The sequence below is a fragment of the Rhizobium sp. IY2 genome (genome assembly GCF_047532935.1).
GTDB classification, from domain to species: Bacteria; Pseudomonadota; Alphaproteobacteria; order Rhizobiales; family Rhizobiaceae; genus Rhizobium; species Rhizobium anhuiense.
In genome coordinates, this window is the sequence record NZ_JBLKNU010000001.1 from 569,761 (window position 1) to 592,804 (window position 23,044).

A 23,044-nucleotide genomic window follows, 5' to 3' on the forward strand; every position below is an offset into this window, starting at 1 on the left:
TATCATTACATAGATTGCGCTGAAAAAAGGCGGAACGGGGGTGTCCGCCTTTTTCCGCTTCAGCTTTCTCCAAAACGTCGCGTGTCCGGCAGGACGCGCAGTGCGGCGCATGACAATCATGCGCCGGAGAGGCAGCCCTTCATGCTGTTGGCGATGCCGCGCATGAGGGTGAAGTAGAGATCGGGGCCGGCCTTCAGCGTCGCCGCTTCGGGGTCGAGCACGCCTGATTTGGCGTGCGTGCCTTCGATGACCACATCGACGAGGCGCGGTTCGAACTGCGGCTCGGCAAAGACGCAGGTGGCGCCGAGTTGCCCGACCTTGCTGTGGATTTCCGAAACACGCTCGGCGCCGGGAATGGTTTCCGGGCTGACGGTGATCGAGCCGGCGACCCGGATGCCGTAGCGATGCTCGAAATACTGGTAGGCATCGTGGAAGACGATGAAGGGCTTGTCCTTGACGGGAGCGACAATGCCCTTGATCTCGGTATCCAACGCATCCAGCTTGTCGTCGAGAGCCTTGGCGTTGCCCTGATAGGTCAGCGCATTGGCGGGATCGGCGGCGACCAGCGTCGTGGTGATCATGGCGGCCATCGCCTTGGCATTCATCGGGTCGAGCCAGAGATGGGTGTCGAAGGCGCCGTGGTCGTGGTGATCGTCGGCAGCATGCGCGGCTTCGGCATCGTGATGTTCGTGACCGGAGGCAGTGTCGTGCTCGTCGCCGTCATCGTGCGCTTCAAAGGCGCCGCCCTCGCGGAAGGGGAGTTTGACGAGGCCGGGCGCTTCATCGAGTGCAGCGATGCTGGCATCCCGGCCAAGCGCCTGCAGTGGCTTTTCGAGAAAGGCCTCGAGGCCGGGACCGACCCAGAAAATCACCTTGGCGTCCTGCAAAGCGCGGGCATTCGACGGCTTCAGACTGTAGGTGTGCGGCGAGGCGGCGCCGTCGACGATCAGTTCCGGTTCGCCGACGCCCTGCATGATCGCCGAAACCAGCGAATGGATCGGCTTGATCGAGGTGACGACGACAGGCGCATCGGCGGCCCGCATCGTTCCGGCAAAGAGCAAGGCGGGGATTGCGACGCCCATGATTGCGAGAGCCGGTATTTTGAAGGCCAAGACTTTGAGAAATGGCCCCAGGGCACGTTGCATCAGTGTGCTTCCCTTGAATTACAATTGTTATGTTATTACATCAATTGCGTTATGCTATAACGTGTGCAATAGCAGGACGCAACAGCACTTTCGGAAAATTTGATGCTCTCTCCCGCAAAGACCCTCGGTAGTGTCAGGGCCGAACCGCTGGTTTCGCTTGAAAATGTCGGCGTTCTCCGCAATGGCCGCTGGCTGGTGCGCGGCGTCGATTTTTCCGTCTCGCGCGGCGAGATCGTTACCCTGATCGGGCCGAACGGCTCCGGCAAATCGACGAGCGCCAAAGCGGCAATCGGCGTGCTGAAGCCCGACGAGGGCAGGGTGGAGCGCAAGGCCGGCCTCAAGGTCGGCTATGTCCCGCAGAAGCTGTCGATCGACTGGACCCTGCCGCTTTCGGTGCGCCGGCTGATGACGCTGACCGGCCCGCTTCCCGAGCGCGACATGCTCTCGGCGCTCGAATCCGCCGGCATCGCCCATATGCTCGATGCCGAAGTGCAGCATCTTTCCGGCGGCGAATTCCAGCGGGCGCTGATGGCGCGCGCCATTGCCCGCAAGCCGGATCTGCTGGTGCTTGACGAGCCGGTGCAGGGGGTCGATTTCTCCGGCGAGATCGCCCTCTACGATCTCATCAAATCGATCCGCAACGCCAGCGGCTGCGGCATCCTGCTGATCTCGCACGATCTCCACGTCGTCATGGCCGAGACCGACACCGTCATCTGCCTCAATGGTCATGTGTGCTGCCGCGGCACGCCCGAATCCGTCAGCCGCAGCCCGGAATATGTGCGCCTGTTCGGCAGCCGGGCGGCGCAGACGCTGGCCGTCTACAGCCATCATCACGATCATACGCATCTGCCGGATGGGCGCGTGCAGCATGCGGACGGCACGGTCACCGATCATTGCCACGCCGATGACGGGCATCACGCGCATGACGGCAGCCATGCGCACGCGGATGACGGCAGCCATGCGCACACGCATGACCACAGTCATGAGCACGACCACGGGCATGCCGGGCATGACCATGGGCATGCCGGTGATGGCCAAACGCATCCGCACGCCCATGAGCATGCGGCGGGAGATCGCCATGCTTGACGATTTCTTCGTGCGCGCCATCCTTGCCGGCGTCGGGCTGGCGCTGACGACGGGGCCGCTCGGCTGCTTCATCATCTGGCGGCGCATGGCCTATTTCGGCGATACGATCGCCCATTCGGCGCTGCTGGGCGTCGCATTGTCGCTGCTCTTCGAACTCAATCTGACACTGGCCGTGTTTGCCGTCGCCGCCCTCGTATCGGTGCTGCTGCTCTTCCTGCAGAAGCGCCAGGCGCTGTCGGCCGATGCGCTGCTCGGCATCCTCTCGCATGCGACCCTTGCGATCGGCCTCGTCATGGTCGCCTTCATGAGCTGGGTGCGGATCGATCTCATCGCTTTCCTGTTCGGCGATATCCTTGCCGTTTCCACGACCGACATCGCGCTGATCTGGGGCGGTGGGCTCTTCGTTCTCGTGGCAATGGCCTGGCTGTGGCGGCCGCTGCTGGCGGCGACCGTCAATGCCGAGCTCGCCGAGGCCGAGGGGCTGAAGCCGGAGCGGGCGCGGCTGTTCTTCATGCTGCTGATGGCCGTCGTCATCGCGATTGCCATGAAGATCGTCGGCATCATGCTGATCACCTCGCTGCTGATCATTCCGGCGGCTGCGGCGCGGCGCTTCTCGTCGACGCCTGAGGTCATGGCGGTGCTCGCCTCGCTGATCGGGGCCATCGCCGTCGTCGGCGGGCTGTTCGGTTCGCTCACCTACGACACGCCCTCCGGCCCCTCGATCGTGGTTGCGGCGCTGATCCTCTTCATGCTCAGCCTGCTTCCCCTCAGGCGCCATCGCGCGGTCATGCAAGGACAAGGCTCATGACGACACCGCAATTGACCAAGAACCAGTCGCTTGTTTTCGATGTGCTCGAAAAGGCCGATGGGCCGCTCAGCGCCTACACCATTCTCGACAAGCTGCGCGATCACGGTTTTCGCGCGCCGCTGCAGGTCTACCGGGCGCTGGAGAAGCTGCTCGAATATGGCGTCGTGCACCGGCTTGAAAGCATCAACTCCTTCGTCGCCTGCGCCCATCCCGGCGACGACTGCCACAGCCACGGCATCGTCGCCTTCGCGATCTGCGAAAGCTGCGGCCAGGTGATGGAGTTCCACGACCATGAAGTCGACCATCGGCTGATGGCCTGGGTGCGCGGCCAGAAGTTCAAGCCGGAAAAGACGACGATCGAGATCCGCGGATTGTGCGAGGCCTGTGCGGCCTGATTGGAGCGGGTAGCGGCCGTTTCCCGATGCGCCACGTCTGGTGAGAACGCCACCCACCTCATTCCTGCAACACAGGAGCAATCGCGTGACGAAAACCGACCTCTCCGACCGCTACCGCGATTACATTGCCTGCCTGAACAGCCAGGACTGGCAGAAGCTAGGGCAATTCGTCGACGACGGCGCGATCCATAACGGCCGGCGGCTTGGGCTGTCGGGTTACGTCGCCATGCTCGAGCGGGATTTCGATGAGATTCCCGATCTCCATTTCAATGTCCTGATGCTGATCGCCGACCCGCCTTACGTCGCTTGCCGGTTGGGCTTCGACTGCACGCCGAAGGGAAAATTCCTCGACCTCGAGGTCAACGGTAGGCGCGTTGCCTTCAGCGAGAACGTGATCTACGAATTTCGCCACGGAAAGATCGTCGAGGTCTGGTCGGTGATCGACAAGGTGGCAATCGAAGCTCAGCTTCGAGGCGAGAGGTGATTGCACGGTCTTGCGGTTTGCCGACCTTGGTGGGTTCTGACGGAACGGTGGCGGAGATGGGTTGATCGCGTCGACCATAAAATTCTTCTGCAGGTGGCAAATTGGCGAAACGAACCGGCCGTTTCCCGGGATGAAAACGGCGCGGTCTTCGGGCCAGTCAGAAAGAGATATCGAGCCCTGACCGAGAAACACCAGGGGACATTGACGTCGCCGCCAGCTCGAGCAAGGGCAAAATCGGTGGCAGGTTGCGGCAAATTCGACGAAGAATTGTGTGCCCGACGGGCAGCTCCGCGAGCGTTTGGTGTAAGAATCGGAAACACTTTGTGACTAAGTGTCTCCAAAAGCAGCGTTTTTCGACTTGCTGCGCGCGACGACATGACGGATATTGTTTAAACGTTGAGGAAGCCGTCATGATCAGAATGATTGAAAACCCTGCCGAGCTGGCGGGCGAAGATATCACCGGCAAATATATTCTCCGGAAGCTGAACTATCATTGGTTCGCTTACGGCAAGGCAGCTATCGTGACCGCTTGCAAGGGAACGATCCTGCATCTCGAACGGGAAGAGACGGTCTATTCCGAGCGCTGGGGTCGCCGCGCCTATACGGGCAGCGGCAAACGTTATCCCGGCGGCATCTGTCCCATTTCGGCGGTCGCTTGCGTCTGCGATACACCTGACGACGTCAATGCCGTCATCCAACTGGATGTCGAAGCGCAGGACGAATTCTATCAATTGATCGCCAAGGCCGAAGCCAGGGTTCAGGCTCTTGCCTCTTCCTCACGGAACAGCCAGTTTCTCGAAGCCGCCGAATAAGGCACTCTTCCGCGAAATCGGCCTGGGCCGTCATTTCGAGGCGTCGGGGATCGATGCGAGGTCTCCACTGGAGTGGCTGCGGCAGCTATTGGCCCGGCTGCGATTAGTCGATGCCGGCAATACCCGACCAGACTCTATATAGTACTTCGGAATCCCGAAATTGGTTGCGGCATTGAAATCATTGGATATTTCTCCGCGTCCACACCTCACGAAACGCCGCGAATTTCGGGATTCCGAAGCGGCGTTTTTCTTAATTCAATTGCCAATGGCAACAAAGTCAGCAGCGCGTCACCCGATCTGTTTGAGATCGCGGGCGAAGCGTTGCCAGTTGGCGACGTAGTTTTCCGCCGAGCGGCGGATGGCTCCGATTGCCGCTTCGTCGAGCGTGCGCAGGACGCGGGCGGGTGCTCCGACGATCAGGGAGTTGTCTGGGAATTCCTTGCCTTCGGTGACCAGTGCATTGGCGCCGACGAGGCAGTTGTTGCCGATTTTCGCACCGTTGAGGATGGTGGCGCCCATGCCGACCAGCGCGTTGTCGCCGATGGTGCAGCCGTGGAGAATGGCGTGATGGCCGATGGTGCAGCCTTTGCCGATCGTCAGCGGGAAGCCCATGTCCGTATGGGCCATCACCCCCTCCTGGATGTTGCTGCCTTCGCCGACGGTGATCTTCTCGTTGTCGCCGCGCAGCACGGCGCCGAACCAGATGCCGACATTCTCGCCGAGCTCGATTCGGCCGATGATGTTGGCATCCGGTGCGATCCAATAGAGGCCGGCGGCAGGCAGTTTCGGCGTCGATCCGCCGAGCGCATAGACGGGCATGACTCTCTCCTCAGACGACCTCGACCGATAGGGTGGCGATACCGTCGATGCCGCAATAGATATGATCGCCCCTGGCGACTGCGCCGACGCCAGCCGGCGTGCCGGTCATGATGATATCGCCGGGCGCCAGGGTGAAAAGCTTCGACAATTCGGCGATGATCTCCGGCACCTTCCAGATCATCTGGTTGAGGTCGCCGTCCTGAACGCGCTTGCCGTTCTGTTCCAGCCAGATCTTTGCCTGCGTGGGGTGGCCGAGGCGGCTTGCCGGAACGATCGACGAAACGGGGGCGGAATGTTCGAAGGCCTTGCCGACTTCCCAGGGGCGGCCGAGCTTCTTTGCTTCGCCCTGCAGATCGCGGCGGGTGAAATCGATGCCGACGGCATAGCCGTAGATGCAGCCGAGCGCATCGGCGGCCTGAATGTTTGCCCCGCCGGATTTCAGCGCCAGCACGCATTCGACCTCGTAATGCACATCTGATGACAGTGGCGGATAAGGAAAGGCATGGCCTGCCCGCAGCAGGTTGTCGGCATTCTTCTGGAAGAAGAAGGGTGGCTCGCGGCTGGGATCATGGCCCATCTCGATCGCATGGTCGGCATAGTTGCGCCCGACGCAATAGACGCGGCGCACCGGAAAACGCTCGGCGCTGCCTTCCACCGGCAGCAGTACCGGTGCGGGACGCGGAATGACGGTGGCGGGATGGGGCATGGGCGGGCTCTTCCTGTTTTCGACTCTTGCGCCATCTTAGACGGAAAACGTCGCGCCGGGAAAGCATCCCTGGCGCCCGGATCGGGTGCATTGACGCCGTCACGGTCGCGGGTTAACCTTGGCCATGAGCAGGATTTTTGCAGTTTCGACCAAGTCTACGACCACCGCGCCGCGGTGGGTGGTGGACGCGTGAACTGAATTCCGTTCATCGCTGCTGAGACCAACCCGCCGGAAACGAGCGGGTTTTTTGTTCCCGCCCGTGTCCCGCATTCGAGGACGAGATCGTGGACGATATCCAGAAACATATTCTCGCGGAGCGGGCGCTGGCCGCTGCCCGCCGCTGTGTCGCCAGCCGCTTTGCCGGGGCTGCTTTCACCTATGTGGCGGGTTCCATCATGCGCGGCGAAGGGACTGCATTTTCCGATATCGATCTGGTCGTCGTCTTCCCGTCGCTGGAAAGAGCCTGGCGGGAATCGTTCACTGAGGACGGCTTCCCGGTCGAGGCCTTCGTCCACGATGCGCAGACGCTAGCGCATTATCTTCATCGGGATGCTGACAGCGGCTATCCGATCATGGTCAACATGGTGATGACAGGCTGCATTTTGGGACCGGATATCGACAGCGCCCGCCTCATCCAGGCAAAGGCGGCGGATATTCTGGCGGCAGGGCCCAAGCCTCTTGCCGGGGCAGACTATGACATGCTGCGCTATCAGGTCACCGATCTGGCCGATGACCTGCGCGGCGCCCGCCCGCCCGAAGAGGTCGCCGCTATCGCCGCACTGCTCTACCAGAAGCTCGCCGATCTGATCCTGCTCGGGCGCGGCGCATGGAGCGGCCGCGGCAAGTGGGCGCCGCGTGTCCTGAAGACGCTCGATGCGCAACTGGCGGCCGAATTCGACGCGGCGTTCAGGCTGGCGGGGCAGGGCGACGGCGCCCGGTTGCTGGCCCTTGCCGACCGCGAGCTCGCCCTGCATGGCGGCCGCTATTTCGACGGGTACCGGCAGAACGCGCCGCTGGAAGCGCGCCGCCTGGAATAATTTGGTATCGGTCACGTTGCCGCATTTTGAAAATTGGATGAAAGATGTTTGAGAATGAGTTCAAAGGTGTCTTGCAGTCTGCCGTGAGGCGCACCGCCAGATTGCTTCTCAGACCTCCGGTGGAAGGGGATGCCGATTTCCTGATCCGGCTTTTTTCGCGGCCGGAACTGGTCGCACACCGACCGGTGCCCCGGCCTGATACGCCGGAGGAAAGTGCTGCGCGGCTCGCGCGCGATATCGGGCATTGGAAAGATCACGGGTTCGGGCGTTGGGCTGTTGAGTCAGACGGCGCGCTGATAGGGTTCGGCGGCGTCACTGTTTCCACGGAATTCGATGGCCTCAACCTTTCATATCATCTGCAACCTGAAAGCTGGGGCCATGGCTATGCCACGGAATTGGTCAGGGAATCCCTGACATTTGCATTCGACGATCTGCAGGCCGATCGCGTGATCGGATTGGTTCGCACCGCCAACACCACGTCAAGACGCATTCTCGAAAAATGTGGCTTCGCCTTCGAGTGCGAGGTGATGTTGCACGGCGCGCCGACCAACATGTACGCCTTCGGCAGTTTCCGGACTTAAGCGGCAAGCGCCGATCGCATCCGCACAAGCGTTCACGCTCGCGAGGTCATCCAGACACCCACCATTGTCACCGCCAATCCGACGAACATCGTTGCCGTCAGCGGCTCGGAAAACAGGGCCCAGGCCCATAACATGGTGACGGGTGGGCTGAGGTAGATTGCGGCGCTGACCTGCGCCACCGGGAAAAGTCGAAGACTGGTGTAATAGACCGAATAGGCGGTAAAGGTTGCGATCAGCACGAGCCATGTCATGCTGATGGCGAAATCGATGGTCATCGGCGGGATCATATTGCCCTGCATGAAGGCGCAGAACGAAAACAAGGCCGAGCCGGTCAGGGTCTGGATGCAAAGGCTCTGATGGACAGGCATGTGCTCGTCGCGCCGCCGTCTGTAGAGAACCGAGGCGAGGGCGAAAATCAGCATCGAGCCGGCCGTCAGCCCATAGGCCCAGAGCGGGGCCTGGCCGAAGCTCAGGCTTTCGAGCGAAACGAGCAGAACGCCCACCACGGCGATCGTCGTCCCCAGCCATTGCCGCAATGTCAGCCGTTCGCCCAGGAGCGGTTGCGACAGGCACGCAATCGCCAGCGGCAAGAGGTCGGAAATCAGTGCGACCAGTCCCGTCGGCACGCGCTGCTCGATGGCGAGAGCGAATCCACCGAGATAGAGGAAGACCGACATCACGCCGAACTGCATTTGCCCCAGCACACTGCGCAGATGCATCCTTGGCCCGATCGTCAGCGCGAAGGGCAGCAGTATCAGTCCCGACAGAAGGGTGCGCCAGAACAAGACCAGAATGACGCTTGCCCCCTCGCTGGCGTAGCGGATACCGACGAAACCGGAACTCCAACTGATCACCAGAAGTGCCGCCAGCACGGGCCAGAGGAGAGGGTGTCGTCGCGGCTCGGGCCGGACGATTGATTGATCTGTCATGGCATACTCATTTCGATAACGCTCTGCTCTGAAATAGGCCAGGAAATGCGCCATCGCACATGACAAATATCGATCGCGACATGACAATGCGCTCGCTTTATCGATGTCGACTTGTCAGGCCGGCCAGCTCTATGCATAGATTTTGCGACACAGTGACCAGAGAGCGCCTCCATGACCGAACTCAACAGCCGACGATTGGAAATAGACGCGTTGCGGGTCCTGTGGTCCGTTCGCCGTCATGGTGGAGTCACTCGCGCCGCCGAGGCGCTCGGTCTGTCGCAATCGGCCGTCAGCCATAAGATCAAGCGGCTCGAGGTCAGCCTCGATTGCGATTTGCTCAGCCGCAAATCAGGCTCGGCCATGTTCACCGCCGCCGGAGAGGACTTGCTGGATTATGCCGAACGTATCCTTGGCCTTCATGACGAAGCGCTTCTCAGCCTGACGAAAACGCCGCTCGCCGGGCGCATCGCGCTGGGGCTGACCGAGGACACGACCTGCACGGACCTTGCCCGCATATTGGGCAGGTTTCGTCGTCTCCATCCTGATGTCGCGGTGCGCACCAAGGTCAGAATGAGTCTGGTTCTCAGGGGGATGCTGGAGCGGGGCGAGCTCGATGCTGCGATCGTGCAGATCTTTGCCCACGAGGTTCGCCCGACCGATATCGTCCTTTTCCGGGAGCAGCTCTACTGGGTGAAGCATGCGGACTTGCCTCTGCCGCCGAGTGGTCCCATTCCATTCCTGTCTTTTGACGACGAATGCTTCTATCGCCAATGGGCGCTTGATATCGGGCAGGACGGTGACACGCTGCTCGAGACGGTGTTCGAATGCGCCAGCGCCGCCGGAATCGTCTCGGCAGTCACATCCGCGCTGGGCGTGGCGCTTCTGAATGGGCGCCATCTGCGCCCCGAGATGAGTATCATCACCAACCGCCTGCCCGCACCTCCCGCCCTGGCCTATGTGGTGCGCCGAGCCCGAAAGGCGCGAAACCCGGCGCTCGATACGCTGGTCGCCGAAATCGAGAATGAGGTCAGCCGCTACGGCGGACTGACCCTGGCGAGCTGACGGGCCGGGACATGCCCAGCGCATCGGCCCGAAAATCGGAATCGATTTTCGGAAAGCACGATGCGAGGATTGAAAGTGCTAGAGCGTCCTTTCTGCGTCCGAAAGGGCACGCGGCGCGCTAGCCGAGAGCGCTTTGCGCGGCGCATATCCTGTCGATCAGGGCATCAAGTTCACCTTTTGGCGGACGGCTTTTGGCCAGGCGCTGCTTGAGGTGCATGATCGGCTCAGCCAGGATTTCATCCAGGCTCTCGGCACAGGTGAAGTCACCCGCCACGCGCTTGACCTTCGAATTGTCGAAGATGGCCGTCCAGGCCTTGTCGCCGACCAGCGGGCCTCTCCAATCCGGATTGTACCTGATCAGGGTGTCGGTCGGTACGTGGACGATCTTGGCTTCTACGCCCAGCAATCTTGCAATCGTCTTCTGGATATCGTCCCAGATGTGGGCGCGATCGGAGGTGATGTGGAAAATCTCGCCGAGCGCTGCTTTCTTGCCGAAAAGCCCGACGAAAGGCACTGCGAAATCGACGGAGCGGGTCAGTGTCCAGGGCGTGTGGCCATCGCCCGCCACGATGGTGGGTTCGCCGTCCAGCATGCGTCTCGCCATGACGTCGCTATCGCCCATCATGATCGGCAGGCCGGTGCGAACGGTGTGGCTGGGGCGGATGATCGTCCAGGCCAGATTGCTGGACTTCTTGAGCAATTCCTCGGAGGCGATCTTGGCCTGGCTGTAGGGCCAGTAGGGATTGATCGCCGGCGTCTCCTCGGTGATCACGTAGTGACGCGGCGGCTTTTCATAGACCGAGGCCGAAGAGATGAAAATATACTGACCGCAATTGCCCGCAAACAGCTCGATGTCGCGCGCCACCTGATCGGGCGTGAAGGCGATGAATTGGCAGACGACATCATAATTGGCCCTGGCGAGATCCGCATAGGCGGTCGACCCAAGTTCACCGACGATCGAGGTCACCCCCGCAGGCAATGGGTCGCTTCTCAAGCCGCGATTAAAGACGCTGACATGATGGCCCTCAGCAACGGCGCGGTCGACGCAGGGATAGGAAATCTGGCCGGTGCCGCCAATGAAAAGAACTTTCAAAGCCATGAGTGACCTCGGGGTCTATGGGCGGGATCTGGTGATCACCCTTCATAGCGCGAAAGAACGTGATCGTCTCCCGCAAATCTCGTGCACCGAAGATTGCGCCGCGAGCGGGGCCGCGTTGAGCCGAAAGCCGTCACTGATCGCCTGCCGTACAAGTGGCCATCATTCCCCACCATCGCCCACCAGCGCATCCCGCACGATCGCGTAGTAGGCGGCAAGCTCGGGGATATCAGCGGCCAGCCTGTCGAAGGCGGGGTCGGCTGGCGCAAGTGTGCCGGCATATTTCGTCTCGATGAAAGCCTGGTGGGCGGCAAGCGCTTCAGCATCGGCTTTGTGCACGACGGTATAGACCGGTGAGGGCACGGTGCGGCCCTTGACGATGATGCGGTCGAGTTCGACGACGGTGTAGGTATCGGCGACCAGTCTGGCGGTTTCCTCGCCGAGCAACAGGGCGACGCCATAATTCTTCGAGGCGCCTTCGAGGCGGGAGGCGAGGTTGACGCTGTCGCCGAGGCAGGAGTAGTCGAAGCGGCGGGTCGAGCCCATATTGCCGACGATGCATTCGCCGGTGTTGATGCCGACGCCCATCTTCAGCACATGCGGCTTGTCGCCGCGTATCGCCGCCTCCCGCTCCAGCTGGCTGTTCAGCCTCGATATCGCCGCCTGCATGGCAAGCGAGGCGCGCACCGCATGGAGCGCGTGGTCGGGATCGTCGAGCGGTGCGTTCCAGAAGGCCATGATGCAATCGCCCATATATTTGTCGATCGTGCCGCCGTGATCCATCACCACGTCGGAGAGCGGCGTCAGCAGCCGGTTGATCAGGCCGGTCAGCTGCTCCGGATCGTCCTTCAGCGTCTCGGCGATGGTGGTGAACCCCCGCACATCGGAAAACAGCACCGAGAGCGTGCGCCGCTCGCCGCCGAGCTTCAGCTGCGAGGGATCGTTCGACAGGCGGCGCACCAGATCGGGCGAGATATATTGGGCGAAGGCGCGAATGATCTGCCGCTTGTTGCGGCGCTCCTCGGCATAATCGAAGGCCGCCTGGCCGAAGGCGACCGAGACATAGGCGACGACTGGGCCGAGCGGCGAGACGAAGACATGGGCAAAGCGCATGCCGGCAAAACTCGCTGCCGCGAAGGCGATGAGTGCGGCGGCGCTGGCGACGATCGTCAGCAATCCCGTCGAACGCCAGACGGTGGCGGCGGCCAGCAGCACCGAGATCAGAATGCAGGCGGCGACCAGCGGCAGACGAGCCTCCGCGATCGACAGGCCACGGCGGATATTGTCGTAGATCGTCGCCTGGATCTCGACGCCGGAGACGAGCTTGCCGGTATGAACGGTATAGGGCGAGGCAAAGGCATCGACGCCGCCCTTTTCGATCTCGGGCGCATTCTGCAGGCTGAGGCCGACGAGCACGACGCGGTCCTTGAAATAACCCGGCGGCAGCAGATTCTCGGGGTCGAGCGCCTGGTAGTAGGAGACCGTCGGATAGGAGCGGGCCGGGCCAAAGGACTGGATGAGCCGGCCGGAGGGCAAGGCTATGTTTGCTGCTCCCGCCGCCTTCATCAGCATGGCTGCAAAACCGTCCTCATAGCCTGGAATGCGCCGGAACGTGCCGTCACCGCTGAGATCGATGGAGGCGATGCCGGTCACCGCACCTGCTTCGGTCAGCTGCGGCAGCGGCGTGGCGCGGATCAGCTGCGAGGCCTGCGGCGTTTCGATCAGCGTTTCATCGCCGGCGAGCACGACATCGGGACCGACGGCCCCGGTGATTGCCGCATCATTGTCGGGGTTCGACGGTTCGGCCATGATGATGTCGAGGCCGATGACACGGGCGCCGGCCGCGCGCAGCTGCCTGATGAGTTCGGCATGCAGGCTGCGCGGCCAGGGCCACTGCGCATTGATATCGGCAAGCGATGGCTCGTCGATGGCGACGATCACGGGTCCGCCTTGCGGCGGGCGCGGATCGTCGACGGTCGAGAGATAGTCGAAGCTTCTGAGCTCGAGCAGCGACCAGGCGGGCAGGCGCGACAAGAGCGAGATGGCGACCAGCGTTGCAAGCGCCAGCACCAGCAGCCTGAGATGACGGCTTTCGGCTTGCCGGCTGGCGGGTCCGACCTGCCGAGGCTTGTCCTGCGCCTGCATCAGAAGCGGACTTTGAGCGTGCCCTTGAAGGCGCGGCCCCAGCAGGGTACGCCGGGCGTCAGCTCGAAATCCTCGTCGAGCAGGTTGTAGGCGGCCGCCTCCAGCGCGATGCGCTTGTCCAGGGGTTCCCAGATCAGATGGGCGTCGAGGCTCCAATAGTCGTCGAGCTTGGTGCCGAGATCGTCGCCGTCGCGTTCGCCGATATAGTTGGCCGCCACCGTCGCCTTGACCTTGGCCTCATTGACCCAGGTCAGGGCGATCTGGCCGGAATTTTTCGGAATGAATGGAAGCGAGCCGCCGTAATTCGGCTCCAGCGGGTCCTTGTTCTCCGACTCCATGTAGGCATAGGTGGCGGACAGGCCGAAGCCATAGCCGAGGGCGACGTTGGCGGTGACGGCGGCGCGGTCGATGCTGCCGCGCGACAGCGGCAGGCTGTCGGCTGCCGGAAGCGAGATCAACGGAAAATCGATCGAGAAATCATGCAGTTCCTGGTGCTGGTATTCGACCGAGGTGAAGAAGCGGTCGGTCCACTCTGCATCCCATTGCAGCGCCACCGTATCGCTATAACCTTCGATGCCGACCGAAAACTGGTTCGGCTGCAGGCCGAGGATGCCGACCGGGGCAAGGGTCGGAACGCCGGTGTCGACGCTCTGGCGCATGAAGGCGGCGCGCAGCCAATGGTTCTGGACGGGCGCCCAGGCAAGGCCGAAGCGCGGCTCCAGCCGGCTGACATCGACGCCGTCACCCGACATGCGGGTGCCGAACAGCGCATATTCGCCCTTCAGATCAGGCGTGATCTCGTGCAGCACGTCGACATAGGCGCGGGCAATGTCGACGCGGTTGTCGGCCTCCGTGGGGCCGAGCGTCGTGCCGTCGAGGAAGCCCGGAACGATATCCTCGATGTGGAGGAAGCTGCTGTTGTGGGCATCGATCCGGCCGCCCTCGATGCCATAGCGGAAGGTCATGGGTCCCGCGCCGATATCGTGGTTGAGGGCGGCGACATAGGTCTTCGAGCTCTGGTCCTGGCTGATCTGTCCGAAAGGGTGGATATCGGTGCCGGGACCGCCAAGGAACGGCACCGTCTCCCAATCGAACGCTAGTTCGTCGGTGGTCTTCGTTCGCGTGCCGGAATAGAGCAGCGCTGCATTCAGCACGTTTTCATAGCCAAATGTGTGGCTCCAGCCGATGCCGGCATTGGTCGTCGTGATGATGTCGCGCCGGGTCTGATAAAGCGGCAATTCGTCGGGTGCCAGAGGGAAGCCGAGCAGGGGAATGAACAGGCCGTCGTTCAGAATGGTCGACAGCTGGGAATTGCTGCTCAATGTGTCGAGGTCGAAATCGCGTTTGGCGCCATTGAAGTAGGCGACGACGCGGTCATCCGGGGTGATCGTCGCTGTGAGATAACCGTTGCCGCTGAGGATCTTGTTGTCGGTGGAGAAGCCGCCGAAATCCGTATAGTCACTGTCGCGGGCGATCTCCTCCCAGTTCAGGTTGCCGTAGAAGCTGAGCGGGATGGTTTCGTTGGAGAAGCCCTGGATTTCGGCCTCGCCGATGCGTCTGGTATGGCCGTCGACGCTGTTGATGCCGCCGCCGAGCGAACCTTCGATGAAAGGAGTGCGCAGAAGCGTGGCCGAGCGCGAACGGCCCGACAGCATATGCGGATCGAGCAGCAGGCCCTGGAAGAGCGAGGAGAAGCTCGACGTGTTGAGGCGGTACTGGCTGATATTGTCGTCGCCGAAATCAGTCGCATTGCTGAAGGGAAAGATGCTGCCCTTGATCGACTGGTCGGTATAGCCGCTGCCTTCGAAGGGACTGAAGACCGCATCGCCATAATAGCGGCCCCAAGCGTCCAGGCCCTGGAGGCGGAAGGCGTTGTTCAGGGTCGAGCCGGCGTCCTGGTTGGCGCCGAGCGCGCTGTAATCGCCGCCGCGCGCCCTTGAGCGGCGGAGAAACTCCTGGGCGTTGCGGATCGCGCCGTCGGCGTCGTAATCGTCGATATCGACGGCAGTGCGGAAGGAAGAGATGACGGGATCGTTCTTGTCGAGCCTGTCGGCATTGTCGACCGCTTGCTCGGAGGGGAGACGGTCGCCCTTTTCGTAGTGGGCGGCGGCAAGCATCAGCTGCGACTGCGAATGCGCCGGATTGGCGGTGCTGGCCGCCAGCAAGTCCGCCAGCGCCTTGTCGCGCTCGCCGGTCTGCAGGTAGTAGCGGCCGCGGGCGAGGAGAGCGATGTCGTAGGACGGATCGACGGCGAGCGCTGTGTCGATCTCGCGCTTGGCATCCTTCATCCTGGATTGGTCCAGGTACAGGATGGCAAGATTGCCGTGGGGAACCGGGTCCTGCGGATCGAGCGCGATCGCCTTCAGGAAGGCCGCCTCGGCCTCGCCATTGGCATCGCGGGCGCTCTGCAGCAGGCCCAGCGAGTTCAACGATCCCGATGCCCCGGGCGCAAGCTCGATGGCGCGGTTCAGATCGGCGAGGGCGCCGTCGATATCGCTTTCATAGCTCGCCTTGTAGGAGGCGCGCGCGGCAAGGGCGATCGGATGGTTGGGATCGAGCGAGAGGGCGCGGTTCACGGCCTCCTGCATCTGGGCGCGGTCATCGATCAGCTGCGCCAGTTGGGCGCGGATTGCGGGTAGGGTGGGATCGTCGGGAAAACGCTTCTCTGCTTGGCTGATCACATCGAGAGCGGCGCGCGGGTTTTCCAGAAAGCCGGCGGTGTAGGCCTTCATGATCGCGCCATAGGGACCGACGGCAGCCGACGGCGGTTTTTCGACATGAGCGGGATCGGCAAGCGAGCGGGCGAAGTAAGCGCCATACTGCGCCATGTTCCGGCGGTTGGCGTCGAGATGCGGCAGTGCCGTCGCAAACAGCCTTGCGGCTTCGTCGTAACGTTTTTCGGAGCCGGCGATCGTGGCATCGATCAGGTCGACGCGCGCCTTCTGGGCGGTCGTCAGCTTGCGGCCCCGAACCTGCTGAAGCGTCTCTGCGGCGACCTGCCGGCCGTCGAAGGCGCTCTGCACTTCGGCAAGCTCCAGCCAGTCCTCGGTTGTGCGACGCTCCGGCGGCAATGCCAGCAGCCGGCGGCGCTCGTCGGCCATGCGGCCTGCCGGCAGCGGCGAGGTCGGCATCAGGCCGAAGCCGTCTCGCAGGTTCAGGTAAAACAGCATCTGCTCGCGATCGTCGGGCGTGACGATAACGAGCTTACGCGGCGCCTGACCGATGGTGGCGACGGCGCCTTCACCTTCGCTCACTTCGACGCTGCCCTGTGGGTTGCTGAGCGCGACGCGGCCTTCGAGCACGATCATCGAGGTCTTGTCGCCCTCGACCGTCATGGTCCAATCGGTGCCGCGGATGGCGGCTGCGGCCGCCGGCGTTTCCACCGTCAGGCCTTGGCCGCCGCGCTCGGCGCGCGCCCAGATCGTTCCTGATTGCAGCTCCAGCGTCGTGTCGCCGCTTGCGGCCATCTTCTTGACCTGTAGCGAGGAATTGCGGCCGAGGCGAACCTGGGTGTGATCGGAAAAGACGATGGCGAGCTGGCCGTTGGCATTGGTGCGCAGCACGTCGCCAGTCAGCAGATCCTGATGGATGTCGACGACGCGCCAGTTCGACACGTCGATGAAGCGGACCTCCTCGCCGGTCTTGCGGGCGATGACGGATCCGGCGACCGGTGTTGCACGTTGCACCGGGTCGGCCGCCGCCGGGGAAAAGCCCGGCACGACAAGCGCAAGCGCCACCCCGGCGCGACAGATGTTTTTCCAGCGACCCAGCATGACCCCAACCCCAAACCCCACTTCCCCTTTGTCCATGTAGAAAAGAAAAGTCAAGCGCGTTGCACACGTGTTCTTGAATTCGCTGTGAAGTGTAATATCAGGGAAACACTTTTGGGGTGGAGTATTCAGGTGAGCGAATTCGAGAGTGCAACTGAACTTATGCCAAGTGAGCCGTCGACAGGTGACATTGGCGCCGGTTATTTCGACCACATCAAGAAAATCAATGATATATTCTATGATCAGATCAAGATCTCCGATCAGAAGGCTGCCTATATCTTTACTTTCATGCTGGCCTTCCTGGTGAGCTCTAGCGAGGTGAGGGCAGTCTTCAGCCCGGCCCGCTACGCGAACGGGGCGCCAGGGAGCATGGTGTTCTCGGGTCTGCTTGCTGCCGCTTCGGTCTTTTCCATCCTGTCGGCGATCCTCGTCGTGCTGCCGCGCCGTTTGGACAGCTCGACCTCGCTGTTCTGGGGCGCATGGCACAACCACCGCGATCTGTTCTTCGAGGCGGCGCTGCGGCGAGACGAACGCTATCTTTTCGACCAATATCTCGAAAACGCCAACATCCTCTCGGCCATCGCCCGCAGCAAATACCGCTGCGTTACCTTCGCGTTCCGCGGGCTGATGGTGAGTGTGATCGCCTATGTGCTGCTGTTGGTGGCGGTGTGAGCGCATCAAGTCTGATGCGGACGCTTTGGCCGGGCATGCCGCAACATGCCCGGCTGCTTTCAGCCATCAACTTCGAGGACGAGCTCCAGTTCGATCGGCAGGCCGAGGGGCAGGCTGGCGACACCGAGCACGACGCGGCCTGAGAGCTTTTCCTCGCCGAAGACAGCAAGCAGCATTTCGGATGCTCCGTCGGCCACCTTCGGATGGTCGCGGAAATCACCTTCGGTCGCGATGTAGACGCCGAGCTTGACGACTCTGACGACCCTTTCCAGCGAGCCCAGATAGTCTCTGGCGGCCGCAAGCGCGCTCAGCGTTGCCGTTTCGGCCGCTTTGCTGCCGTCTTCGACCGTCAGGGCACCGCCGACGCGGCCGATATAGCGGGGCTCATGACCGACGACGGGCAGCATCCCGCTGAAGAAGACCAGATTGCCGGTCCTTGTCGCTTCGACATAGGCGCCGAAGGGTGTCGGCGGCGGGGGAAGGGTGATGCCGAGTTCCTGCAGCCGTCGTTCCGCGCCGGCTGCCTGCGCTTTCGCATGGTTTACCATTTGCCCAGATGTGCGCCGCCGTCGACGTGCAGCACCTCCCCGGTTACGCGCGGCGCTTCGGTCAGGAAGATGACAGCGTCGACGATCTCCTCGACGTTGGATATGCCTGTTATCGGCGACAGCGTCTTCAGGAAATCCTTCGGATTGTCCTTGTGCAGCGGCGTGTCCACCACGCCGGGAGCCACAATGTTGAAGCGAATTTTCTCGTTTGCATATTCCATCGCCAGGTTCTTGGAGATGGCGTTGATGCCGCCCTTGGTCATCATCGACACCGAGGCGGAGAAGCCGGCGATCGGATGATCGGTCAATGGCGTGGTGATGCTGACGACGCTGCCGCCGGTTTTCTGCGCGAGCATCTGCCTGACGACCAGTTGGGTCAGGTGGATGAAGCCTTCGAGATTGGTCGAGGACAATTTATTGAAGTCGGCCATTGTGAAATCGACGAACGGCTTGGCTAGGAAAATGCCGGCATTGTTGACGAGGCCGTCGATCGAGCCGAACCGGTCGATTGCGGTTCTTGCTACCCGCGCTGCGGTTTCGGCATCGCCGATGTCGCCGTCAACGAGCGCCAGCTTGTCGGAGGCTTGGAACGCCTCTGAGGCGCTGACCTGGCGCGAGGTGGCAACGACATTGTAACCGCGCAAGATGAAGGCGTTGACGAGCCCGGCTCCGATACCCTGGGAGGCGCCCGTGACGATGACTGTTTTTCCCGTAGTCATGCTGATCTCCATAAACTGGTTCGGGCAACGCGGGCCTTGGCTTTGCGAAGGCGGGGTCGCTCGAGATGGGGCTACTGCGAATGCGCCTCCATCGGGTTGTGATTGTTTTCGCAGGGTGAATATGGCGAAAACTCCATTACTCGATTAGATGGAAATATCTGGATTCTCTTTTGCACATATGCAAAAATCCCGGCATGGCCGATCTGAACGACATCGCCGTTTTCGTGAAGGTGGCGCAGTATGGCAGCTTCAGCCGTGCGGCCCATTCACTTGGCATGCCGGTGTCGACCGTCAGCAGGAAGGTGACGTCGCTGGAGGAGCAACTCGGCGTGACGCTGCTGCAGCGGACGACCCGCAAGCTGAGCCTCACGGCGCAGGGCAGGGCCTATTTCGATCAGTGCAGTGAACCGCTTGCCCATCTCCTCGACGCCGAGGAGGTGCTGACCGAGACCCAGAAAAAGCCTGAAGGTCTGCTGAAGATCTCCGTGCCCGTCATTTTTGGACAGGAGGCCTTCTACGAATTCGTCTCGGCCTTCCTGAAGACATATCCGAAGATTCAGGTCGATCTCTTCGTCACCAACCTGTTCCTTGATCTGATCGCGGAGAACATTGATCTCGGCATCCGCTTCGGCGATCTCAAGGATTCGACCATCGTTGCGCAGCGGCTCGGGAAGAGCGTACGCTATCTGGTCGCCGCGCCGGACTACCTGAAGGGCAGGGTGCTTCCCTTAAAGCCCGAAGACCTGAAGGACCATCAGTGCGTTCTGCTGAACGGTCGCAACGGCGAAGCGGAATGGCATCTCGTCAGCGGGCGCAAATCGATCGACGTGCATGTATCGGGGCTGGTATCGAGCCGGGATTTCGATGCGGTGAGCGCCTTCACCTATCGCGGACACGGGATCGGGTTGTTGCCTTCGACCTATTGCGACGAGCAGATCAAAAGCGGCGAGCTTATCCGCCTGCTGCCGGACTGGTCGTCCGAAGAAATTTTCGTGCATGCCGTCTATCCCACGCGCCGCTTCCTGCCCTCCCGGTTGCAGGTCTTTCTCGAGGCGCTGAAAACATGGAAGAGCCCCTTGTGGCTTCCCTTGCATTGACGGCTTTCGATTCCATCACCGAAAATTGAAGCTGGGCGCACGGCCGGGCATCCTGCGTCGGCCAAGCTGTGTTAGAGTTCGCTGGCCTGGATGGTGCGGGGATTGGATTGCCAATGCTGACGACACTTGCGGTGCTTATGGGTCTTTCCGGCCTCGTCCCGGCCGCGCAGGCGGGGGGAAGCGAGGTCGACGTGACGCTGGTGCTCGCCGTCGACACCTCGCGGTCGATGGATTTCGAGGAGATCGGCATCCAGCGCGAGGGTTATGTCGAAGCGCTCAAGCACAAGGAATTCATCGACGCGGTGAAGGGCGGGCTGACCGGCCGCATCGCCATCAGCTATTTCGAATGGGCCGGTTATGTCGTCCAGGATTCGGTGATCGACTGGCAGGTGATCGAGACGGAAGAGGATGCGATCGCTTTTGCCGACAAGCTCGAAGCCCGGCCGATTGCCACGCAGCGGCGCACATCGATCTCCACCGCGATCGCCCAGGGCGCCAGCATGATCGTTTCCAGTCCCTTTCAGTCCAGACGACAGGTGATCGATGTCTCCGGCGACGGGCCGAACAATTCGGGCAATCCCGTCAGCCCCGCCCGCGACAAGGCGGTGGAAGCAGGCATGATCATCAACGGCCTGGCCATCATGCTGCGACCTTCCGATGCGCCCAACGGGCTCGACAAATATTATGCGGACTGCGTGATCGGCGGGCCCGGCGCCTTCGTGCTGCCGGTCCGCAAGATCGAGGATTTTGCCGTTGCCGTGCGCCGCAAGTTGGTGCTGGAGATCAGCGGCCTTTCCCCGCCGGCGACGGTGCAGAAAACCGCCGGCGGCGAGACGGGTGCCGACTGCCTGATCGGTGAGAAGCAATGGCGGGACATGTTCGACCGCTGATGCCAGAACCGGATGTCGTCCGAAAACCGCGCACACTTTTCGGCATCATGCTCTACCGGGTCAGGGCGCCGAAATTATATCAGTCAGTATTCGGTAAGCGGCAGAGACGCGATCCTCGTTGGGATAGTTTTTGTTGGCCAGGATGACGATGCCAATCCGCTCTTTCGGGATGAAGGCCACATAGGCGCCGAAACCATTCGTCGAGCCGGTTTTGTTGATCCATTGATCGTCGCGCGGCTCCGCTGCAGGCGTCAGTTGCTTGACGGGAATGGTCTTCAGCATCGCGCTGGAATTGTTGTCCATCAACGTCGTCAGCGTGGTGGGATAGGAATACTGCTCCCAAATAAGGTCTTGGGTCATCGCGCCGACATCGAAGTATTCCCGATGCGTATTCGTGATCGCCCGCTGGAACGTCTCGTCCAGCTTGACCAGGCCCATGTTCGCGTCGACGAACCGGATCATGTCGCTCGCTGTCGATTTGACACCATAGGCTTCCGATGAAAGAGATGCCGACGTCATCCGGGCGGGATCGCCGCTCCGCTTGTAGCCTTGGGCATAGTCCGCCATTCGCGATTTCGGCACATCGATGAACGTGCTTTTCAATCCAAGGGAGGGAAACAATTTGCCTTCCATCAAAGCGACGAAACCCTCATCCATGCTTTTCGCCGTTATATATCCAAGCATTCCAATGCTTGGATTGGCGTAAGTTCGATGGGTCCCAGCCTCGTATGAGGGGCGCCAGGTTTTAAAATAGTCGATCAGTTGTTTTTCGGTTTTGATGTCATCGGGAACCTGCAGCGGAAACCCACCAGCCGTATGCGTGGCCAAATTCATCAGCGCGACTTCGCCGAAAGGCTTTCCCTTCATCGACGGAAGATATTTGCTGACCTGATCCGACAGTGAAAGTCGGCCGATCGCTTCCGCGTAGGATGTCAGGGTCACCGTAAATGTTTTGCTGATCGATCCCAGTTCGAACATGGTGGTCGCAGTGACCGGCCTGCCGGTGTCCTTCGAGACGACACCGTAATTGAAGATGTGGTTCTCGCCGTCGACGGTGATGGCAACGGCCATGCCGGGGATGCCGTATTTGTCCATGACCGGTTTGATCGCAGCGTCCGAGATGGCTTTGAGCTTCATCTCGTCGGCCGCAAAGCCACTTGTAGAAACGCATGTCGAGACCAATGCGGCCGATAGAATTCCTAGCCAGTCACACTTCATTTTTTCATCCTCTGGAAGCAGCTTTCTCAGCGCCAAAGGGCGCATGAGCATGGCATTTAGCGGCACTGTTTTGTGGCGGCAAACGATGATATCTCGGAGGAAACACAAGAAAATCTATGGCTAAAATGGTTCGGCAATTCCTTCCTTTGAATGGCTTGAGGGCCTTTGAAGCTTCGGCGAGACATCTCAGCTTCACCCGCGCCGCGATCGAGCTTTGTGTTACCCAGGCCGCTGTCAGCCAGCAGGTCAAAAGCCTGGAGAAGCGATTGGGCGTTGCCCTTTTCCAGCGCCTTCCAAGGGGCCTGAAAATCACCGCAGAAGGTGAAGCTCTTTTGCCGACGTTGACCACTTCCTTCGATCAAATGGCAATCACGCTGGACAGGATTGAAGCCGGTCAGGTTCGGGAATTGCTGTTTTTGGGCGTCGTCGGAACCTTTGCTGTCGGCTGGTTATTGCCAAGGCTTCCGGATTTTCAACAGCGTCATCCCTTCATCGACGTGCGCATTTCGACAAACAATAATCGCGTCGACATGGCCGCTGAAGGACTGGATCTCGCCATTCGCTTTGGCAGCGGCTCCTGGCACGGCACGGAAGCCTCGCGTCTGTTCGACGCTCCGCTCTCTCCACTCTGCACCCCCAAATTGGCGGAGCGTTTAAGGTCGCCCGCAGACCTACTCGAGGCGACGCTTTTGCGCAGTTACAGGGCCGACGAGTGGAGCACCTGGTTTGCGGCAGCGGATGTTCCTCCGGCGGCGCAGGTCAACGCAGGCATCGTTTTCGACTCTTCCGTCGCCATGACGGAGGCGGCGCTGCAAGGATTGGGAATCGCTCTGGCGCCGCCGTCGATGTTTTCCAGGCACCTGTCGTCAGGGGCTCTAAACCAACCCTTTCCCACGACGATATCATTGGGGAGCTATTGGCTGACCCGACTTCAATCAAGGCCGCCAACGGCAGCCATGCTCGCATTTTCCGATTGGATAATGTCGCAGATGTCTTCCACATCTCAATGAGACCTTCTGGCGCGG

At 61.3% G+C, this 23,044-nt stretch carries 22 protein-coding genes; 12 read left to right on the plus strand and 10 right to left on the minus strand.

The features are described from left to right. Positions 1–116: 116 nt before the first annotated feature. The gene (locus ACMUVN_RS02715) at positions 117–1,145 is read right to left on the minus strand and encodes a zinc ABC transporter substrate-binding protein (RefSeq protein WP_097542203.1); all 1,029 of its coding nucleotides are present in this window, start codon (positions 1,143–1,145) and stop codon (positions 117–119) included. Between the two features lie 102 nt (positions 1,146–1,247). Between ACMUVN_RS02715 and ACMUVN_RS02720 the strand changes: the two genes are divergently transcribed. The 5 genes from ACMUVN_RS02720 to ACMUVN_RS02740 all read left to right on the plus strand — a co-directional run bounded on the left by ACMUVN_RS02720 (position 1,248) and on the right by ACMUVN_RS02740 (position 4,730). Then, on the plus strand, positions 1,248–2,231 hold the full coding sequence (locus ACMUVN_RS02720; protein ID WP_132572478.1) for a metal ABC transporter ATP-binding protein: 984 nt from the start codon (positions 1,248–1,250) through the stop codon (positions 2,229–2,231). After that, entirely contained in the window at positions 2,224–3,039 is an 816-nt protein-coding gene (gene znuB / locus ACMUVN_RS02725) for a zinc ABC transporter permease subunit ZnuB (RefSeq protein WP_063474663.1), read from the plus strand. The genes ACMUVN_RS02720 and znuB overlap by 8 nt, the downstream gene beginning before the upstream one ends. Then, a complete protein-coding gene (locus ACMUVN_RS02730; protein ID WP_047610731.1) occupies positions 3,036–3,434 on the plus strand; it encodes a Fur family transcriptional regulator in 399 nt (132 codons plus the stop codon). Before znuB ends, ACMUVN_RS02730 begins: the two co-directional genes overlap by 4 nt. 85 nt (positions 3,435–3,519) lie before the next feature. Then, the gene (locus ACMUVN_RS02735) at positions 3,520–3,918 is read left to right on the plus strand and encodes an ester cyclase (RefSeq protein ID WP_047610729.1); all 399 of its coding nucleotides are present in this window, start codon (positions 3,520–3,522) and stop codon (positions 3,916–3,918) included. A 410-nt stretch (positions 3,919–4,328) separates the two neighbouring features. Next, entirely contained in the window at positions 4,329–4,730 is a 402-nt protein-coding gene (locus ACMUVN_RS02740; RefSeq protein ID WP_047610727.1) for a hypothetical protein, read from the plus strand. 288 nt (positions 4,731–5,018) lie between these two features. On the opposite strand, the gene ACMUVN_RS02745 is transcribed toward ACMUVN_RS02740, so the two are convergent. Next, positions 5,019–5,549 carry a gamma carbonic anhydrase family protein gene (locus ACMUVN_RS02745; RefSeq protein ID WP_097542206.1) on the minus strand — a complete coding sequence of 177 codons (531 nt, stop codon included), beginning with the start codon at positions 5,547–5,549 and terminating at the stop codon, positions 5,019–5,021. A gap of 10 nt (positions 5,550–5,559) precedes the next feature. Beyond that, positions 5,560–6,255: a fumarylacetoacetate hydrolase family protein gene (locus ACMUVN_RS02750; RefSeq protein ID WP_132572475.1), complete on the minus strand. Its 696-nt coding sequence runs from the start codon at positions 6,253–6,255 to the stop codon at positions 5,560–5,562. A gap of 284 nt (positions 6,256–6,539) precedes the next feature. Between ACMUVN_RS02750 and ACMUVN_RS02755 the strand changes: the two genes are divergently transcribed. Both ACMUVN_RS02755 and ACMUVN_RS02760 read left to right on the plus strand, forming a co-directional pair. After that, the gene (locus ACMUVN_RS02755) at positions 6,540–7,292 is read left to right on the plus strand and encodes a nucleotidyltransferase domain-containing protein (protein WP_063474666.1); all 753 of its coding nucleotides are present in this window, start codon (positions 6,540–6,542) and stop codon (positions 7,290–7,292) included. 44 nt (positions 7,293–7,336) lie between these two features. Beyond that, entirely contained in the window at positions 7,337–7,873 is a 537-nt protein-coding gene (locus ACMUVN_RS02760; protein WP_097542208.1) for a GNAT family N-acetyltransferase, read from the plus strand. A gap of 32 nt (positions 7,874–7,905) precedes the next feature. Here ACMUVN_RS02760 and ACMUVN_RS02765 read toward each other — a convergent pair whose 3' ends face one another. Beyond that, on the minus strand, positions 7,906–8,802 hold the full coding sequence (locus ACMUVN_RS02765) for a DMT family transporter (RefSeq protein WP_132572472.1): 897 nt from the start codon (positions 8,800–8,802) through the stop codon (positions 7,906–7,908). Positions 8,803–8,973: 171 nt separating this feature from the next. On the opposite strand from ACMUVN_RS02765, the gene ACMUVN_RS02770 reads away from it, so the two are divergent. Further along, positions 8,974–9,864, plus strand: coding sequence for a LysR family transcriptional regulator (locus tag ACMUVN_RS02770; protein ID WP_132572469.1), 891 nt, complete (start codon positions 8,974–8,976; stop codon positions 9,862–9,864). Between the two features lie 118 nt (positions 9,865–9,982). Here the strand turns inward: ACMUVN_RS02770 and ACMUVN_RS02775 are convergent, their stop codons facing one another. The 3 genes from ACMUVN_RS02775 to ACMUVN_RS02785 form a co-directional block, all read right to left on the minus strand. Beyond that, positions 9,983–10,963: an SDR family oxidoreductase gene (locus ACMUVN_RS02775; RefSeq protein WP_132572466.1), complete on the minus strand. Its 981-nt coding sequence runs from the start codon at positions 10,961–10,963 to the stop codon at positions 9,983–9,985. Positions 10,964–11,122: 159 nt separating this feature from the next. Continuing rightward, a complete protein-coding gene (locus ACMUVN_RS02780) occupies positions 11,123–13,105 on the minus strand; it encodes an adenylate/guanylate cyclase domain-containing protein (protein ID WP_132572463.1) in 1,983 nt (660 codons plus the stop codon). Next, the gene (locus ACMUVN_RS02785; RefSeq protein ID WP_414814866.1) at positions 13,105–16,878 is read right to left on the minus strand and encodes a FecR domain-containing protein; all 3,774 of its coding nucleotides are present in this window, start codon (positions 16,876–16,878) and stop codon (positions 13,105–13,107) included. The genes ACMUVN_RS02780 and ACMUVN_RS02785 overlap by 1 nt, the downstream gene beginning before the upstream one ends. 129 nt (positions 16,879–17,007) lie before the next feature. Here ACMUVN_RS02785 and ACMUVN_RS02790 point away from each other — a divergent pair, with 129 nt between their 5' ends. Next, positions 17,008–17,547: a Pycsar system effector family protein gene (locus ACMUVN_RS02790; RefSeq protein ID WP_132572457.1), complete on the plus strand. Its 540-nt coding sequence runs from the start codon at positions 17,008–17,010 to the stop codon at positions 17,545–17,547. Positions 17,548–17,606: 59 nt separating this feature from the next. On the opposite strand, the gene ACMUVN_RS02795 is transcribed toward ACMUVN_RS02790, so the two are convergent. Together ACMUVN_RS02795 and ACMUVN_RS02800 are read right to left on the minus strand one after the other, a co-directional pair. Continuing rightward, entirely contained in the window at positions 17,607–18,095 is a 489-nt protein-coding gene (locus tag ACMUVN_RS02795; RefSeq protein ID WP_132572454.1) for a RidA family protein, read from the minus strand. Continuing rightward, on the minus strand, positions 18,089–18,814 hold the full coding sequence (locus ACMUVN_RS02800; RefSeq protein ID WP_132572451.1) for an SDR family NAD(P)-dependent oxidoreductase: 726 nt from the start codon (positions 18,812–18,814) through the stop codon (positions 18,089–18,091). Before ACMUVN_RS02800 ends, ACMUVN_RS02795 begins: the two co-directional genes overlap by 7 nt. Positions 18,815–19,008: 194 nt before the next feature. Here ACMUVN_RS02800 and ACMUVN_RS02805 point away from each other — a divergent pair, with 194 nt between their 5' ends. Together ACMUVN_RS02805 and ACMUVN_RS02810 are read left to right on the plus strand one after the other, a co-directional pair. Then, positions 19,009–19,911: a LysR family transcriptional regulator gene (locus ACMUVN_RS02805; RefSeq protein ID WP_047610706.1), complete on the plus strand. Its 903-nt coding sequence runs from the start codon at positions 19,009–19,011 to the stop codon at positions 19,909–19,911. A 113-nt stretch (positions 19,912–20,024) separates the two neighbouring features. Next, complete coding sequence (locus tag ACMUVN_RS02810; protein WP_063474675.1) at positions 20,025–20,801, plus strand: DUF1194 domain-containing protein; 777 nt, start codon at positions 20,025–20,027, stop codon at positions 20,799–20,801. Between the two features lie 60 nt (positions 20,802–20,861). Here the strand turns inward: ACMUVN_RS02810 and ampC are convergent, their stop codons facing one another. Then, the gene (gene ampC, locus ACMUVN_RS02815) at positions 20,862–22,019 is read right to left on the minus strand and encodes a class C beta-lactamase (protein WP_063474676.1); all 1,158 of its coding nucleotides are present in this window, start codon (positions 22,017–22,019) and stop codon (positions 20,862–20,864) included. 125 nt (positions 22,020–22,144) lie between these two features. Here ampC and ACMUVN_RS02820 point away from each other — a divergent pair, with 125 nt between their 5' ends. Beyond that, on the plus strand, positions 22,145–23,029 hold the full coding sequence (locus ACMUVN_RS02820) for a LysR family transcriptional regulator (RefSeq protein WP_063474677.1): 885 nt from the start codon (positions 22,145–22,147) through the stop codon (positions 23,027–23,029). Positions 23,030–23,044: the final 15 nt, after the last annotated feature.

Bases quoted from the DNA above. Each gene is read 5' to 3' on its own strand.
- ACMUVN_RS02715 (WP_097542203.1), bottom strand. From the start codon at position 1,145: ATGCAACGTGCCCTGGGGCCATTTCTCAAAGTCTTGGCCTTCAAAATA.
- ACMUVN_RS02720 (WP_132572478.1), top strand. From the start codon at position 1,248: ATGCTCTCTCCCGCAAAGACCCTCGGTAGTGTCAGGGCCGAACCGCTG.
- znuB (WP_063474663.1), top strand. From the start codon at position 2,224: ATGCTTGACGATTTCTTCGTGCGCGCCATCCTTGCCGGCGTCGGGCTG.
- ACMUVN_RS02730 (WP_047610731.1), top strand. From the start codon at position 3,036: ATGACGACACCGCAATTGACCAAGAACCAGTCGCTTGTTTTCGATGTG.
- ACMUVN_RS02740 (WP_047610727.1), top strand. From the start codon at position 4,329: ATGATCAGAATGATTGAAAACCCTGCCGAGCTGGCGGGCGAAGATATC.
- ACMUVN_RS02745 (WP_097542206.1), bottom strand. From the start codon at position 5,549: ATGCCCGTCTATGCGCTCGGCGGATCGACGCCGAAACTGCCTGCCGCC.
- ACMUVN_RS02750 (WP_132572475.1), bottom strand. From the start codon at position 6,255: ATGCCCCATCCCGCCACCGTCATTCCGCGTCCCGCACCGGTACTGCTG.
- ACMUVN_RS02760 (WP_097542208.1), top strand. From the start codon at position 7,337: ATGTTTGAGAATGAGTTCAAAGGTGTCTTGCAGTCTGCCGTGAGGCGC.
- ACMUVN_RS02765 (WP_132572472.1), bottom strand. From the start codon at position 8,802: ATGACAGATCAATCAATCGTCCGGCCCGAGCCGCGACGACACCCTCTC.
- ACMUVN_RS02770 (WP_132572469.1), top strand. From the start codon at position 8,974: ATGACCGAACTCAACAGCCGACGATTGGAAATAGACGCGTTGCGGGTC.
- ACMUVN_RS02775 (WP_132572466.1), bottom strand. From the start codon at position 10,963: ATGGCTTTGAAAGTTCTTTTCATTGGCGGCACCGGCCAGATTTCCTAT.
- ACMUVN_RS02780 (WP_132572463.1), bottom strand. From the start codon at position 13,105: ATGCAGGCGCAGGACAAGCCTCGGCAGGTCGGACCCGCCAGCCGGCAA.
- ACMUVN_RS02785 (WP_414814866.1), bottom strand. From the start codon at position 16,878: ATGCTGGGTCGCTGGAAAAACATCTGTCGCGCCGGGGTGGCGCTTGCG.
- ACMUVN_RS02795 (WP_132572454.1), bottom strand. From the start codon at position 18,095: ATGGTAAACCATGCGAAAGCGCAGGCAGCCGGCGCGGAACGACGGCTG.
- ACMUVN_RS02800 (WP_132572451.1), bottom strand. From the start codon at position 18,814: ATGACTACGGGAAAAACAGTCATCGTCACGGGCGCCTCCCAGGGTATC.
- ACMUVN_RS02805 (WP_047610706.1), top strand. From the start codon at position 19,009: ATGGCCGATCTGAACGACATCGCCGTTTTCGTGAAGGTGGCGCAGTAT.
- ACMUVN_RS02810 (WP_063474675.1), top strand. From the start codon at position 20,025: ATGCTGACGACACTTGCGGTGCTTATGGGTCTTTCCGGCCTCGTCCCG.
- ampC (WP_063474676.1), bottom strand. From the start codon at position 22,019: ATGAAGTGTGACTGGCTAGGAATTCTATCGGCCGCATTGGTCTCGACA.
- ACMUVN_RS02820 (WP_063474677.1), top strand. From the start codon at position 22,145: ATGGTTCGGCAATTCCTTCCTTTGAATGGCTTGAGGGCCTTTGAAGCT.